Below are 15,172 nucleotides of genomic sequence, written 5' to 3'. Positions count from 1 at the left end.
TTTTTCCCCGCGGACAGCGTCCAAATTTCGGCCTCTTTACGACCGCAAATCGTTGCCACTGTCAAAGGTGCTTGCGTCCGACATGGAAGCTGTTCGCGACTCTATGAAATTTCGCCGCTGGCAAAGAAAGCGTGATAGAAGGCCGCGCCAGCACTCCGAATTGAACGATAGGCCGAGTTGACTGCCAAAGTGCTGAACGAATCGCCTACCCCCTCCGGCTCCGTCGCGTCCGCACTCCGTCTCGATCGCCGGGAGGCGCTACGTCTCGGCCTCGGCCTTGCGGGCGGGATGGCGCTCGGCCTGCCGGGAAGGCCCGCCTTCGCCCAGGACAAGTCCTTTCCGCAGGTCGCGATCGAGGCCGTCCTCTCCGAAGGTAAGCCGTTCCACGCCGCCCGCGTGGCGGAGGTGGCGAGCACCATCGCGCGCAAGGACTATGTCCCGCCGCCGACGAATCTGCCCGACGCGTTCGCCAACCTCTCCTTCGAGGACTATTCAACCATCCGCCTGCACGAGACGGCGCGGGTGTGGGCCGGCGAGGGCCGCAGCTTCTCCATCGAGCCGCTGCACCGCGGGTTCATCTACACGAATGCCGTGACGATCTACGTCGTCGAGGACGGCATCATCCGCCGGGTGGTCTACGACCCGGGGCGCTTCTCCTTCGGCAACCGGCAGCCGCCGGCGGACGTCGGCAACCTCGACTTCTCCGGCTTCAAGGTGTTCTTCGGCTCCGGGCGCGAGCCCAAGCGCGAGGTTGCCGTCTTTCAGGGCGGAACCTTCTTCCGCGCCATCGCCTCCGGCCAGAACTACGGCGTCACGGCCCGCACGCTGGCGCTGCAGCCCGCCGATGCACGCGGCGAGGAGTTTCCGCTGTTCCGCGCCTTCTGGATCGAGCGGCCGGCGCCGGGGTCCGACAGTCTCGCCATGCACGCACTTCTCGATGCGCCGAGCGCTGCCGGCGCGGTGCGCTTCACGCTGCGCCCCGGCGACATGACGATCACGGACGTGGAGGTGGCGCTGTTCCCGCGCACCAACCTCGACCACGTCGGCATCGGTCCCATGAACGCCACCTACGTCTTCGGACCCAATGACGGGGCGGCCGACGACGTGCGCGTCGCCGCCTACGAGGCCAAGGGTCTGCAGATCCTCAACGGCCGCGGCGAGTGGATATGGCGCCCGCTGTCGAACCCGGAGACGCTGCAGATCTCCGCCTTCATCGACGACAATCCGCGCGGCTTCGGCCTGTTACAGCGCGACCGCGATTTCTCGGCCTTTCAGGACGACGTGCGCCGCTTCGAGCTGCGCCCCAGCCTTTGGCTCGAGCCCTTCGGGGAGTGGGGCAAGGGCAACGTGCAGCTCATCGAGGTGCCCACGGATTCGGACCGGAACGACAACGTCATCGCCTACTGGCGCCCGGCCGCGCCCTACAAGGCCGGCGTGGAGGCGAACATCTCCTACCGCCTCTACTGGTGCTGGACGCCGCCGGAGCGCCCGCCGCTCGCCATCGTCGCCAACACCCGCGCCGGCCGGGGCAGCTCCGGCAACCGGCGGCGCTTCGCCATCGATTTCGTCGGCGAGCGCCTGGCAGACCCTGCCGCAATTGTCGAAATAAAGCCGTCTCTTTCGGCTACGCCGGGCCAGATCCACGATCTCAGATTGTGGTCTTACCCCGAAAGGCGCACACTGCGTGTGACCTTCGAGCTCGATCCGGGAAACGAGACGGCTTCCGAGTTGCGCCTGCTGCTTGAGGCGGCCGGCAAGGCTGCGAGCGAGACGTGGCTATATCGTTGGACGCCATGACGGACCACGCCGATCCACGCCTGATGACGCCCATCCCGGACGCGATGCCGCCCGAGGCACCGCTCGCGATGCCGACCCAGTCCCTGCGGCGTTTCGACCCGCGGACCGAGCGGCGCCAGCCGACGAAGCCCTTTCCCGTGCCCTGGCTCGCGCGGCTCGCCGTCTTCGGCGGCGGAGCGGCCGTGACCGCCTACGGCGTGTGGGAGATGGTGCAGGTCGTGTCCGTCAGCCGCACCACGGTGCTGCAGTGGGTGCTGGTTGCGCTCTTCTCCGTCAACTTCTCGTGGATCGCGCTGGCCTTCAGCTCGGCGGTCGTCGGCTTTCTCGCCCTGCTCTTCAGCCGGCAGGTCCCGCCGAAACCCACGGCGCTCACGCGACGCACCGCCGTCGTGATGCCGATCTACAACGAGTCCACCGCGCGGGTCTTCGCCGCGGTCGCGGCCATCCGGGAATCCGTTGAGGAAACCGGATTCGGCGACCATTTCGACTATTTCATCCTCTCCGACACCACCAACCCCGACGTGTGGATCGCGGAGGAGCGGGCCTTCCTGGCACTGCGCCAGCGCCTTGGCCCCAATGCCCGCCTCTATTATCGCCACCGTCCGAAGAACACCCACCGCAAGGCCGGCAACATCGCGGACTTCGTGACGCGCTGGGGCGCCCGCTACGATCATATGCTGGTGCTCGATGCCGACAGCCTGATGACCGGCGACTGCATCGTGCGGCTCGCGGCGGCGATGGAGGCGGACCCCGACGCCGGCATCATCCAGAGCCTGCCGCTCGTCATCAACCGCAACACGCTGTTCGCCCGCCTGCAGCAATTCGCGGCGCGCATCTATGGCCCCGTCATTGCCAAGGGACTCGCCGTCTGGATGGGCCGTGACGGCAACTACTGGGGCCACAACGCCATCATCCGCACCGCCGCCTTTGCGGCCCACTGTGGCCTGCCGGACCTGCCGGGCAAGCCGCCGTTCGGCGGTCACATCCTCAGCCACGACTTCGTCGAGGCGGCACTGATCCGGCGCGCCGGCTGGTCGGTCTACATGCTGCCGGACCTCCAGGGCAGCTACGAGGAAAGCCCGCCCTCCCTCATCGACGTGGCCGCGCGGGACCGCCGCTGGTGTCAGGGCAACCTGCAGCACATACGCGTCATCGGCGCACGGGGACTGAAACTCGCCAGCCGGCAGCATTTCGCCACCGGCATCATGTCCTACCTCGCCTCGCCCTTCTGGCTCATGCAGCTCGTGGTCGGTCTCGTCCTCGTGCTGCAGACGCGCTACGTGAAGCCGGAGTATTTCACGAGCGAGTTCGCCCTGTCTCCTATCTGGCCGCGCTTCGACGCCGAGCGGGCGCTCGCGCTCTTCGCGCTGACCATGGCCGTGTTGCTGGCGCCGAAGCTCTTCGGCCTCATCCTCGCCCTGCTGCGCGGCTCGATCCGGCGGCCGAGCGGCGGCGGCCTCCGGCTCGTGCTCTCGGCGCTGATCGAGATCGTGCTCTCGGCGATGCTCGCCCCGATGATGATGCTCATCCAGTCCGGGGCGGTCTTCCAGATCCTGGCCGGGCGCGACACCGGCTGGCAGCCGCAGCGGCGCGACGACGGCTCGGTTCCCTTTCGCGACATCGTGCGGCGCCACCGCATGCATGTCCTGCTCGGCATCATCACTGGCGTCTCCGCCTTCCTGATTTCCACGTCGCTGTTCGCCTGGATGTCGCCGACGATTCTCGGCCTCGTGCTCGCCATACCGCTCTCGTGGCTCAGCGGCACGCTGGCGGCGGGCCTCGCCCTCAAGCGGTGGGGCCTCCTGCTCACGCCGGAGGAAGCCGCCCCGCCGCCGATCGCCCTGCGCGCGGCCGCGCTTACGAAGGAGTTCGCGGCCCACGGATTCGACGAGGCCGATGGCCTGCGCGCCATCCATGCCGACCCGGTCCTGCGCGCGGCGCACGAGGCGATGCTGCCGCCGGCCGAGCCGCGCCCGCGCGGCATGATCGAGGCCGAGCGTGCGCTGGCGCAGGCCAAGCTTGTCGATGCCCGCTCGATCGACGATGCTGTGGCCTGGCTGAAGCCAAAGGAGCGCATGGTGCTGCTGCATGACCGGGCGCTGCTGGCGCTGCTCGCGGGATTGCCCGAGGAGATGCCGGCCGACCGCCCGGCCTATGACGAGGCGGCGGAATAGCGGACGCCGAACCGATGAGCGAAGGTGGGAGCAGCGGCGAGATCACGACGGGGCTTCTGCTCAAAGCCTACGCCTGCGGCCTCTTCCCCATGGCCGAGAGCGCCGACGAGCCGGGGCTCTTCTGGGTCGAGCCGCGTGAGCGCGGCATCCTGCCGCTCGACGGCTTCCACCTGCCGCGTCGCCTGGCGCGGACCGTTGCGTCGGGCCGTTTCGAGATTCGCATCGACAGCGCCTTCGATGCGGTGATCGCAGGCTGCGCCGAAGCCGCGCCGGGGCGCGAGCGGACCTGGATCAACCAGAAGATCAGAACGCTCTACGGGGAACTCTTCGACCTCGGCCACTGCCACACCGTCGAGGTGTGGGACGGCGGCAGGCTCGTCGGCGGCCTCTATGGCGTGGCACTCGGCGGCGCCTTCTTCGGCGAGAGCATGTTCCACCGCGAGCGCGACGCCTCGAAGGTGGCGCTCGTCCACCTCGTCGCCCGCCTGCGCCGGGGTGGCTTCACCCTGCTCGACACGCAGTTCGTCACCGAGCATCTGCGCCAGTTCGGCGCCACCGAGGTGCCGAAGAAGACCTATCTGCAGATGTTGCAGAAGAGCATAGCCACGCCGGCCGACTGGGACGCTCTCCCCGTCGACGCCCACAGGGACGGCCGCTACATCGTTTCGGCGGCCCGCTAGGCGCCGGCCGGCCGCCTCAGCCGCCGTTCGCCGCAGGCTGCGCGGGCTTGGGGTCGGGGATGATCTCGGTCCCGCCGCTGCATCCCGTGAGCCAGATGTCGTAGACCGGATGCTCGATGCCGTGCAGGCCGGGCGAAGCGGCGAACACCCAGCCCGTGAAGATGCGGTGGTACTCGTTGTTCACCGTCACCTCATCCACCTCGATGAAGGCGGTGGTATTCGGCGTCTCCGTCTCGGGCCGGGTGTAGCAGACGCGCGGCGTGAGCTGCAGGGCGCCGAACTGGACCGTCTCGTCGATCGCGACCTCGAACGAGACGATGCGTCCGGTCACCTTGTCGAGCCCGGAGAAGATGGCCGTCGGATTGCGGATCTTGTCCGCGCTGGCCTGCGAGACGGCCAGTGTGCTCAGCACCAGGGCGGAAAGAAGGGGCACAGCCAAGCGCATCAACCAAGCCTCGTTCGCATGATCCCGGACATGCCGGCCGGCGCCACAGCAACCCAGCGCCGCGTTCCGGTTAACATGGCAGGCATGGTGGAAAAAGGGCGCAGACGCAGAAAAGACAGCAGGGCTGCCGGCGAAACGAAAAGGGGCCGCATCGCGGCCCCGTCGGTTTCCGTCGCGATGAGGCGCCGGCTCAGCTGCCCGGCGACCACGCCTGATAGTCGCCGGTGGCCTGCGGCCGGCGGCCGCTCGCCAGAGTCGAGCCGGCGGGACGGTAGGCCTTCGGCGTGCCGGTGTAGTTGGGGCGGTGCGGCTTCTGCCACTCGCGGGGCTTGTAATCCTCCTGCGTCGGCGGCACGTCCACCGTGTGGTGCAGCCAGCCGTTCCAGCCAGGCGGCGTCATCGAAGCCTCGGCCTCGCCGTTGTAGATGACCCAGCGCCGCTCGATGCCGAGGGCCGGATCCTTCCTGCCGCCGCGGGTGCGATAGTACTTGTTGCCGAACTCGTCCTCGCCGACAAACTCACCGTTGCGCCAGGTGTAGAAGCGCGTGCCCAGCGTCTGGCCGCTCCACCAGGTAAAGAACTGAAGCAGGAAGTTCTTCAAGGCTGACTCTCGTTGCATGGGCTGCGGCCGCTGGTGCGACGCAGCGAAATCGCGCGCGAATATGACTGCCTCCTCGCCCGATGTCCAGCTGCGCCTTGCCGCAGCACCGAAAGAGAATCGCCGTCTCGGCGGCGCGAAGGGCGTCAAGGGGCCCCTGTCCTGCCAATTCGTCGCGATCATTGCCGGCTCCTGCGTGGCCGGCTCCCTCGCCCGCCCGGCGGGCAAGTCCGATTCGCCCCTTGGCCAGCACGGCTTTCAGCGCCCCTGGTGCCTCGACCATCGGACAATCAGCCCTTGTAGGCCCTGCCGGACCACCACCTGCGAGGTGCATTTCGGCGGGCCCCGCCATGCACCGGCGTGGAGCCCCTGAACCGGCCCGCTCGTTCAAGCGACACTTCAACGGCTCGCAAATCCTGCTAGAATTTTCGATACTTATGCAGCGCCCTTGGGGGCCTTCCCCACTGTTCACATCTCGTCACAAGATATAGGGGGCGCCCATTTGGGCCGGCACCATTTCTTGACGGATATGGCGTTCTGGCACTAGGTTAAACCTTACGTCGCGGCGGCGCCGCACGGGGCTCTCAGCGGTCCTGAAGAGTGCCCGCGGATGGGTAGCGAGGCAGCCGGGCGGCGTCGTGAGGGCGTCCCTGGGGCGGTTCTTGTCCTTGTGGGGCATGCGGTCGCTGGCGGCGGTTCACGAGCGAGGCAGGCGGAGCCTGCCCCGGATGTTCTAGAGGCAACAAACAGAGCTGCGGGTGGGAGCCGCCGGTTGGCGGCTTCGCGGGCAGATTCTGCCCGGCTCATGGGGATGACGACAATGCGGATCGAGCGGCGGTACACGAAGGCGGGCCAATCTCCCTACTCGACAATCGAGTTCCGGCTCGCGACCAGCGAGATCCGCAATCCGGACGGCTCCGTCGTCTTCCGCCTCGAGGGTATCAGCGTGCCCGCGTCCTGGAGCCAGGTGGCCACGGACGTCCTCGCCCAGAAGTATTTCCGCAAGGCCGGCGTGCCCGCACGCCTCAAGAAGGTGGAGGAGAACGACGTTCCCTCCTTCCTCTGGCGGTCCGTGCCGGACGAGGAGGCCCTCGCCGCCCTGCCCGAAAACGAGCGCTACGGCTCCGAGACCTCGTCCACCCAGGTGTTCGATCGCCTCGCCGGCTGCTGGACCTACTGGGGCTGGAAGGGCGGCTATTTCTCCAGCGAGGAGGACGCCTCCGCCTTCTTCGACGAGCTGCGCTACATGCTCGCCAACCAGATGGTGGCGCCCAATTCGCCGCAGTGGTTCAACACGGGCCTGCACTGGGCCTACGGCATCGATGGGCCGAGCCAGGGCCACTATTATGTCGACCACACGACGGGCCGGGTGGTGAAGTCCAAGTCGGCCTACGAGCGCCCGCAGCCGCACGCGTGCTTCATCCAGTCCGTGAAGGACGACCTCGTCAACGAGGGCGGCATCATGGACCTGTGGGTGCGTGAGGCGCGCCTGTTCAAGTACGGCTCGGGCACCGGCACCAACTTCTCGGCCCTGCGCGGTGAGGGCGAGAAGCTCTCGGGCGGCGGCAAATCCTCCGGCCTCATGTCCTTCCTCAAGATCGGCGACCGGGCGGCCGGGGCCATCAAGTCCGGCGGCACCACGCGCCGCGCGGCCAAGATGGTGGTGGTCGACATCGACCATCCCGACATCGAGGCCTACATCGACTGGAAGGTGAAGGAGGAGCAGAAGGTCGCGAGCTTGGTCACCGGCTCCAAGATCGTCAAGAAGCACATGAAGGCGCTGATGAAGGCCTGCGTGAACTGCGAGGCCGAGGGCGACGCCTGCTTCGATCCCGAGAAGAACCCGGCGCTCAAGCGCGAGATCAAGCTCGCCCGCCGCGCCATGGTGCCGGACAACTACATCAAGCGCGTCATCCAGTTCGCCCGCCAGGGCTACAAGGACATCGACTTCGAGACCTACGACACCGACTGGGATTCGGAGGCCTATGCCACGGTCTCCGGCCAGAATTCCAACAACTCGGTGCGCGTCGATGACGCCTTCCTGAAGGCCGTCGAGGCCGACGGCGACTGGGAGCTGAAGGCGCGCCTCACCGGCCGCGTCACGAAGACCGTGAAGGCCCGCGACCTGTGGGAGAAGATCGGCTACGCCGCCTGGGCCTGCGCCGATCCGGGCATCCAGTTCCACACCACCATCAACGACTGGCACACCTGCCCGGCCTCGGGGCCGATCCGCGCCTCGAACCCGTGCTCGGAGTACATGTTCCTCGACGACACGGCCTGCAACCTCGCCTCGGCGAACCTCTTGCAGTTCTATGACCGTGCGTCGCGCCGCTTCGACATCGCGGCTTACGAGCACGCCTGCCGGCTGTGGACCATCGTGCTCGAGATTTCGGTGCTGATGGCGCAGTTCCCGTCGAAGGAGATCGCCGAGCTGTCCTACGAGTTCCGCACGCTCGGCCTCGGCTATGCCAACATCGGCGGCCTCCTGATGACGATGGGCCTGCCCTACGATTCCGATGAAGGCCGCGCCATCGCCGGTGCGCTCACGGCCATCATGACGGGCGTGGCCTACGCCACCTCGGCCGAGATGGCGAGCGAGCTTGGCCCCTTCCCCGGCTACAGGAAGAACGCCCAGCACATGCTGCGCGTCATCCGCAACCACCGCCGCGCCGCCTACGGCAAGACCGAGGGCTACGAGAAGCTGTCGACGCCCCCGGTGCCGCTCGACCACGCCTCCTGCGAGAAGCTGCCCCAGGGCGAGGAGTTCGTGGCGCGCGCCAAGCACGCCTGGGACAAGGCGCTCGAGCTGGGCGAGCAGCACGGCTACCGCAACGCGCAGGCCACGGTGATCGCCCCCACGGGGACGATCGGCCTCGTGATGGACTGCGACACGACCGGCATCGAGCCTGACTTCGCGCTCGTGAAGTTCAAGAAGCTCGCCGGCGGCGGCTACTTCAAGATCATCAACCGCGCCGTACCGGACGCCCTGCGCGTGCTGGGCTATTCCGAAGCCCAGATCGCCGAGATCGAGGCCTACGCCGTTGGCCACGGCTCGCTTGCCCAGGCGCCGGGCATCAACCACACCTCACTGCGGGCCAAGGGCTTCACCGACGAGAAGATCGCCGCCATCGAGGCGAGCCTGAAGTCGGCCTTCGACATCAAGTTTGTCTTCAACAAGTGGACGCTGGGCGAGGATTTTCTGCGCGACACTCTCAAGGTGCCGGCCGAGAAGCTGAACGACCCGTCCTTCGAGCTGCTGCCCTTCCTCGGCTTCTCCAAGGCCGAGATCGAGGCCGCCAACATCCACGTCTGCGGTGCGATGACGCTCGAGGGCGCGCCGCATCTCAAGGAGGAGCACTATCCGGTCTTCGACTGCGCCAATCCCTGCGGCCGCATCGGCAAGCGCTACCTCTCGGTCGAGAGCCACATCCGCATGATGGCGGCGGCGCAGCCCTTCATCTCGGGCGCGATCTCCAAGACCATCAACATGCCGAACGACGCCACGGTGGAGGACTGCAAGAACGCCTACCTGCTCTCCTGGCGGCTCGGGCTGAAGGCAAATGCCCTCTACCGCGACGGCTCCAAGCTGTCGCAGCCGCTCAACGCCGCCCTCATCGCCGATGAGGACGATGACGAGGAAGATGCGGTGGAGGCGTTCCTCGCCCAGGCCCCGGCGGCGCGGACCACCCACGTGGCCGAGAAGATCGTCGAGAAGGTCATCGAGCGCGTCGAGCGCGTGCGCGAGCGCGAGAAGCTGCCTGACAGGCGCACCGGCTACACCCAGAAGGCCATCGTCGGCGGCCACAAGGTCTATCTCCACACCGGCGAATATGCTGACGGGCGCCTCGGCGAGATCTTCATCGACATGCACAAGGAGGGCGCGGCCTTTCGGGCGATGATGAACAACTTCGCCATCGCGGTCTCGCTCGGCCTGCAGTATGGCGTGCCGCTCGAGGAATATGTGGAGGCCTTCACCTTCACGCGCTTCGAGCCGGCCGGCTTCGTGCAGGGCAACCAGTCGATCAAGAACGCGACATCGATCCTCGACTACGTGTTCCGCGAGCTCGCCATCTCCTACCTCGGGCGCCATGACCTCGCCCACGTCGACCCGGGCGAGATCGGTCACGACGTGCTCGGCGGCGGCGTGGACCAGGGCAAGGCCCCTGCCCCGCAGGCGCCGGCCCCGCAGGTCATCTCGCGCGGCTTCGTGCGCGGACGGGCGACGAACTTCCTCACCATCGCCGGCGGCGGCGACAGCCGCCCCGCGCCGACGGCCGGCCGCAGCTCGACGGTCGTCTCCCTCGCGGGGGCAACGGCGCTCAAGGGCGAGCCCGCCTTCGAGGAAGACGAGGAGCCCCTGGGCGAGCAGGAGATGTCCCGCCTCGGTTTCGCCGCCCCCGCCCAGCCGGAGACGGGCAAGGACCGCTCCCTCGCCGACCGCCGCGCCGAAGCCCGCATGAAGGGCTACGAAGGCGAAGCCTGCCCCGAATGCGGCAACTTCACGCTCGTCCGCAACGGCACCTGCATGAAGTGCGACACCTGCGGCGGCACGACCGGGTGCTCATGAGCGCAGACCGCCAGCGAACTGGCGAATGTGAATCGTCATTCGAATTGCGCAAGCCGCGTATCTGACTGCCCCAATCCAAGCAACTGCCCGCCGCAGGCCCCTGCGGCGGGCATTTTCTTCCCATGTCAGGAGCCTCCTTGCAGGGGCCTGGCTCCCCCGGATCGCCAGAGACAGCCGGCATGCCGCGGCCTCACGTCGGCAAAGCTGGCGGATTGGCCATCTATTCTCGACTGTCAGATCGAAGCGTCCGCGCTCCGGGGAACCGAGGATGGTCACTCTCGCCGTCGCAGGTGTTCAATGAGCGCACGCAGCTTTGGAGCGACGTTCCTGCGGCTCGGATAATAGAGATAAAAACCTGAGAAGTAGGGGCAGTAATCCTCGAGCAGAGGGATGAGTTCGCCTCGATCGATCGCGGGCCGGAAACTCTCCTCCATTCCAAATGTGATGCCGGCGCCTGCGACGGCGAGCTTGATCATCAAGGCCATGTCGTTGGTGGTGATCTCGGGCGCCACGTCGACACTGTACGCCTTGCCTTCATCCGCGAACTCCCAGCGGTATGGCGCGGATTTTGGAGACGGCCGCCAGCCGATGCAGCGATGGGCAGCAAGTTCGCTCGGATGCGAAGGGACGCCGAATCTGTCCCGGTAGGCAGGCGAGCAGACCGCGAGCTGGCGTTCATCCCCGGCGACGGGTATGGCAATCATATCCTGCTCGATGACCTCCCCGAGACGAACACCGGCATCATACCCCTCGGCGACGATGTCGAGTTCGTCGTCCGTCACGTAGACGTCCAGTTGGATCTCGGGATTGGCTTCGGTGAAGCGCGCCAGGAACGGACCGGCCAGGAAGTGTTCGGCTATCGAGGAGACCGCTAGACGCAGCTGCCCGCGCGGACGCTCCCGAAAACTTCTGGCCGTTTCAACGGCTGACTGCATCTCAGCGATTGCGGGAGCAACTTGCCGATAGAGGCGTTCCCCGGCCTCGGTCAGGCTGACGCTCCGTGTTGTCCGCCGAACGAGTGCAATTCCGAGCCCTTCCTCCAGCCGGCGCACGCTCTGGCTCACTGCCGAGCGGCTCACGCCAAGGCGCTCCGCCGCAGCACGAAAGTTCCGCTCCTCCGCCACCAGGGCGAAGACGGAAAGGGCGTTGAGATCCGGTGCCATTGGTTAGAATAGCTTTCCATTCTGGGAAGCAAGGGGCGGCTTATCGCAACAGTCGCCTACAGCTACCGTCCTTTCAACCGCCGTGAAGAGGTTGAAAGGAGACCAGCATGGGAAAAGTGGTTCTCATCACCGGCGCATCCAGCGGCATCGGGGCCGGCATTGCTCGCGAACTTGGCAAGGCCGGAGCGAAGCTGGTCCTCGGCGCCCGCCGAACGGACCGGCTTCAGGCGCTCGCCGAAGAAATTCGCAGCCGAGGCGGAGAGGCGCTGACCCGGAGATTGGATGTCACCGAGCGCGCCGATGTTTCGGCCTTTGCAGAGACTGCCCGCGAAGCCTTCGGGCGCGTCGATGTGATCGTCAACAACGCCGGCGTCATGCCGCTGTCGTTGATGTCCTCACTCCAGGTCGACGAATGGGACCGGATGGTCGATGTCAACATCAAGGGCGTGCTCTACGGTATCGCTGCCGTGCTGCCGGAAATGAGGGCGCGCGGCTCGGGCCACATCATCAATATTGCCTCGATCGGTGCTCTGACAGTCTCGCCAACGGCTGCCGTCTATTGCGCGACGAAGTTTGCCGTGCGTGCGATCTCGGATGGCCTGCGACAGGAGAATGACCGGATCCGCGTCACCTGCATCCATCCCGGCGTCGTGGAAAGTGAACTCGCTGACACGATCACCGATCCCACCGCCGCCGAGCTGATGCGGACCTACCGCGCCATAGCGCTCAAGCCTGACGCCATCGCCCGTGCGGTGCGCTACGCAATCGAGCAGCCTGAGGATGTCGACGTCAGCGAGATCGTCGTGCGTCCGACGGCGACAATGTGAGAGCCGCCGCCATGACCTTCTCTCTTCATCCTCGTGCCGTTGCTGTCATGTTGCTGCTCGCGGCTTCTCCCGCAACGGCTCAGGCCCAGTCTGCTGACGAACGGCAGCGCCGCGGCGACGGCGTTGTCAAGGAACTGAACAACGGTGCCACCCAACCTGCGCTCGAGCGAATGAAGGAAGAGTTCCCGTTCCTCGCCGATGCGACCCGGGGATACGCGCTGGGTGAGGTCTGGTCGCGGTCGGGTCTCGATACCCGGACACGCCAGCTCGCAGCGGTGGCTGCCTTCGCAGCGATGGGCGAGCCCGCATTCATGAAGATCCATGCCAGCTATGCGCTCAACGTCGGGGTGAGCGAAGAGGAACTGAAGGAAATCGTCTATCTGACGACGGTCACGGCCGGCTTCCCGCGGGCGATAGCCGCGTCACAAGCCCTTTCAGCACTGTTTGCGGAGCGCCGGGCGTTGTCCAGTGGACGGCGTCCCGGTCCGTGAACTCCCTTCTCTCTGAGCTGATGGAGGAAAACCACCAGCTCCCCTGCGATGGCAGCGCTCACGCAGCGGCCGTGATCCTGCCTCATCAGGCGAGCGCGAGGCCGTTTCCGGTAATCCCGGTCGACCAACGCGCGCCGTCCTGCACGTAGAAGAGTTCCATCCACTTGCTCGGACGCCTTGCTTTCAGTCCTCTGTGAATTCTCGAATTGCGCAAGTCGCGCATCTGACGCCCCAATCCAGGCAACTGCCCGCCGCAGCCCCCTGCGGCGGGCAGTTCACATCTCGGAATGCGTTGCGTGCCAGCCGGGCTCGGAGGCATCACGGGTGAGCTGCCAGCATTCGGCCTGGAGCCGTTCGGCGACGAAATCGAGAAACAGCCGCATGCGGAGTGGCAGGTGTGAGCGCGACGCATAGACGGCGTAAAGATTGATCTCGTCGCACTCGAAATCCTGCAGGAGGCGCACCAGCTTTCCTGCCCGGATATCCTGCTCCACGTCCCACAGGGCCTTGTAGGCGATGGCCTCGCCGGCGAGGGCCCACTGGTGGACCACCTCGGCGCTGTTCGACAGCAGCCTTCCCGAGACCCGGATATCCTGCACCTGGCCGTGCTCCCTGTACAGCCAGCGATCAAAGATCCGGCGGCCGCGCACGAGCCTTGCGCAATCGTGATGGAGAAGATCGGCAGGCCGGGTGATCGGCGGGTGCGTTGCGAGGTACCGGGGCGATGCGACGGTCACGCGCCGGCTGCGCAGCAGGGTTCGCGTGATGAGGCTTCCGTCGCTTGGCTCATCGAGAAAGATGCCAATGTCGATCTCATCCTCGAGAATGTCGACGTGGGCATCGTTCAGCACCAGCTCGATGCTGATGCCAGGATAGCGCGCCGTGAACTCCGCAACCAGCGGCGCGATGCGGTTCCGGCCGATTTCGAGCGGCGCGCCGATCCGCATATGTCCCTGCGGATACCTCGCGCGGGCCATGACCTCGGCCTCGGCGGCGTCGAGGTCGCGCAAAATGGCCTCGGCGCGCTCCAGCAGGAAGCTGCCCTCTTCCGTCAGCGTGAAGCGGCGCGGACCGCGCTCGATCAGCCGCACGCCGAGGCGCGCCTCCAGGGCGGCGAGGCGCCGGCTCACGGCGGGCAGCGAGCTCTGCATGCGTCGCGCCGCTTCCGAGAGGCTTCCGGCGGCGACGATACGCACGAACAAGCGCAGGTCGTTGAGATCGTCCGTCACCAGCATCCTTCCGTTTTTCGGAAGGATGCCTGCAAATTTCTGCGGCTACAAGGTCGGGCGCGGGCAGCCAAATAGCCGGCGACAAGCAACGGCTGACACTATCAAAGCGCCACTTGCCATGACCGATACAACGCGCCCCGCGCTGACGCCGGAGCAGCGCTTCCGCCGCAGCGTCTACACCGCAACCGCCGCTGGAGCCTTGTTGCTCCTCTACGCCGTGGTGGCCGACCAATTCATGCCGATCACCCCCGAGGCACGGGTGCTCTACGACACGACCCGCGTAGCGCCGGAAGTGTCCGGCACCGTCGTCCGCGTCCACATCACCAACGACCAGCGGGTGAAGGCCGGGCAGGTGCTGTTCGAGATCGACCCTACACGCTACCAGATCGCCGTCGATGCGGCGGAACTGGCGCTCGACCAAGCCAAGCAGACGATCCAGCAGCGGGATGCGGATATCGCCGAAGCGCGTGCCGCCATCGTCAGTGCAAAGGCGACGGCCGAGGAAGCCGTCCGCCAGGCGACCCGGAAGTGGGAGCTGAGCAAGCGCAATGCCGTCTCGCTCAGCGTCGCCGAAACTGCAGCGGCCGAACGCGATGCGGCGCTTGCCGCCGTGGAGGTGGCGAAGGCGCGACTGCGCGCCAGCCTCGTCCAGCGCGGCGAGGATGGACCCGACAACCTTTACCTGCGGGAAGCCCGCAACAAGCTGGCCCTGGCGCGGCGCGATCTCGCGCAGACACGGGTCGTCGCGGCGGAAGACGGCGTCATTGCCAACATGCGGCTGCGTCCCGGCGATTATGTCGCCCCTGGCACTCCAGTCCTCGCTGTTGTCGGCCTCAATCCGATCATTGCGGCCGATTTTCGGGAGAAGGCCCTGACCCGGGTTGGCGTCGGCGACGAGGCGCTGGTGAGCTTCGATGCCCTGCCCGGCCGGGTATTCGCAGGACGCGTCGCATCAATTGATGCCGGCGTCGCGCAGGGGCAGGTCAATGCGGACGGCACGCTGGCCCAGACGGTGGAAACCGATCGCTGGATCCGGCGTGCCCAGCGCGTGCGCGTCAACGTGAGCCTCGACGCCCCGCCCAGGCTCGTCAGCGGTGCCCGCGCGACCGTGCAACTCGTGCCGAACGGCTCCGTCATTGCCCGCGCTCTCGCGCAGGCCCAGATCCGGCTCTTCGCCCTGGTGCGCTATGTCTACTGAAAG

General features: G+C 66.7%; 10 protein-coding genes and 1 pseudogene. 7 read left to right on the top strand and 4 right to left on the bottom strand.

Annotation, left to right across the window (positions count from 1 at the left end):
* Positions 1-177 precede the first annotated feature (177 nt).
* Genes HNQ73_RS02245 through aat form a run of 3 tightly spaced genes read left to right on the top strand, consistent with a single transcriptional unit; the run spans position 178 to position 4,651 of the window.
* Entirely contained in the window at positions 178-1,797 is a 1,620-nt protein-coding gene (locus HNQ73_RS02245; RefSeq protein WP_244649791.1) for an OpgD/OpgG family glucan biosynthesis protein, read from the top strand.
* Entirely contained in the window at positions 1,794-3,971 is a 2,178-nt protein-coding gene (mdoH, locus tag HNQ73_RS02240; RefSeq protein WP_373284841.1) for a glucans biosynthesis glucosyltransferase MdoH, read from the top strand. The genes HNQ73_RS02245 and mdoH overlap by 4 nt, the downstream gene beginning before the upstream one ends.
* 14 nt (positions 3,972-3,985) lie before the next feature.
* Entirely contained in the window at positions 3,986-4,651 is a 666-nt protein-coding gene (gene aat / locus HNQ73_RS02235; protein ID WP_183331793.1) for a leucyl/phenylalanyl-tRNA--protein transferase, read from the top strand.
* Positions 4,652-4,697: 46 nt separating this feature from the next.
* Here the strand turns inward: aat and HNQ73_RS02230 are convergent.
* Both HNQ73_RS02230 and HNQ73_RS02225 read right to left on the bottom strand, forming a co-directional pair.
* Positions 4,698-5,096, bottom strand: a pseudogene (locus HNQ73_RS02230) (DUF2155 domain-containing protein); the annotation flags it as partial.
* A gap of 190 nt (positions 5,097-5,286) precedes the next feature.
* Entirely contained in the window at positions 5,287-5,697 is a 411-nt protein-coding gene (locus tag HNQ73_RS02225; RefSeq protein WP_183331789.1) for an NADH:ubiquinone oxidoreductase subunit NDUFA12, read from the bottom strand.
* 817 nt (positions 5,698-6,514) lie between these two features.
* On the opposite strand from HNQ73_RS02225, the gene HNQ73_RS02220 reads away from it, so the two are divergent.
* On the top strand, positions 6,515-10,261 hold the full coding sequence (locus HNQ73_RS02220; RefSeq protein WP_183332214.1) for a vitamin B12-dependent ribonucleotide reductase: 3,747 nt from the start codon (positions 6,515-6,517) through the stop codon (positions 10,259-10,261).
* 272 nt (positions 10,262-10,533) lie between these two features.
* Here HNQ73_RS02220 and HNQ73_RS02215 read toward each other — a convergent pair whose 3' ends face one another.
* The gene (locus HNQ73_RS02215; protein WP_183331788.1) at positions 10,534-11,424 is read right to left on the bottom strand and encodes a LysR family transcriptional regulator; all 891 of its coding nucleotides are present in this window, start codon (positions 11,422-11,424) and stop codon (positions 10,534-10,536) included.
* Between the two features lie 107 nt (positions 11,425-11,531).
* Between HNQ73_RS02215 and HNQ73_RS02210 the strand changes: the two genes are divergently transcribed.
* Both HNQ73_RS02210 and HNQ73_RS02205 read left to right on the top strand, forming a co-directional pair.
* Positions 11,532-12,251 carry an SDR family oxidoreductase gene (locus HNQ73_RS02210; protein ID WP_183331786.1) on the top strand — a complete coding sequence of 240 codons (720 nt, stop codon included), beginning with the start codon at positions 11,532-11,534 and terminating at the stop codon, positions 12,249-12,251.
* Between the two features lie 11 nt (positions 12,252-12,262).
* On the top strand, positions 12,263-12,742 hold the full coding sequence (locus tag HNQ73_RS02205) for a carboxymuconolactone decarboxylase family protein (RefSeq protein WP_183331784.1): 480 nt from the start codon (positions 12,263-12,265) through the stop codon (positions 12,740-12,742).
* Between the two features lie 275 nt (positions 12,743-13,017).
* Here HNQ73_RS02205 and HNQ73_RS02200 read toward each other — a convergent pair whose 3' ends face one another.
* A complete protein-coding gene (locus tag HNQ73_RS02200; RefSeq protein ID WP_210310563.1) occupies positions 13,018-13,971 on the bottom strand; it encodes a LysR family transcriptional regulator in 954 nt (317 codons plus the stop codon).
* A 118-nt stretch (positions 13,972-14,089) separates the two neighbouring features.
* Here HNQ73_RS02200 and HNQ73_RS02195 point away from each other — a divergent pair, with 118 nt between their 5' ends.
* Positions 14,090-15,169 carry an HlyD family secretion protein gene (locus HNQ73_RS02195; protein ID WP_210304894.1) on the top strand — a complete coding sequence of 360 codons (1,080 nt, stop codon included), beginning with the start codon at positions 14,090-14,092 and terminating at the stop codon, positions 15,167-15,169.
* Positions 15,170-15,172 lie beyond the last annotated feature (3 nt).

It is taken from the genome of Chelatococcus composti (genome assembly GCF_014201415.1).
Lineage (GTDB): Bacteria > Pseudomonadota > Alphaproteobacteria > Rhizobiales > Beijerinckiaceae > Chelatococcus_A > Chelatococcus_A composti.
This window is presented reverse-complemented; position numbering and strand designations above follow the sequence as displayed.

Excerpts from the sequence above, each read along its gene's own strand:
- mdoH (WP_373284841.1), top strand. The coding sequence starts at position 1,794 with ATGACGGACCACGCCGATCCACGCCTGATGACGCCCATCCCGGACGCG.
- aat (WP_183331793.1), top strand. The coding sequence starts at position 3,986 with ATGAGCGAAGGTGGGAGCAGCGGCGAGATCACGACGGGGCTTCTGCTC.
- HNQ73_RS02220 (WP_183332214.1), top strand. The coding sequence starts at position 6,515 with ATGCGGATCGAGCGGCGGTACACGAAGGCGGGCCAATCTCCCTACTCG.
- HNQ73_RS02215 (WP_183331788.1), bottom strand. The coding sequence starts at position 11,424 with ATGGCACCGGATCTCAACGCCCTTTCCGTCTTCGCCCTGGTGGCGGAG.
- HNQ73_RS02210 (WP_183331786.1), top strand. The coding sequence starts at position 11,532 with ATGGGAAAAGTGGTTCTCATCACCGGCGCATCCAGCGGCATCGGGGCC.
- HNQ73_RS02205 (WP_183331784.1), top strand. The coding sequence starts at position 12,263 with ATGACCTTCTCTCTTCATCCTCGTGCCGTTGCTGTCATGTTGCTGCTC.
- HNQ73_RS02195 (WP_210304894.1), top strand. The coding sequence starts at position 14,090 with ATGACCGATACAACGCGCCCCGCGCTGACGCCGGAGCAGCGCTTCCGC.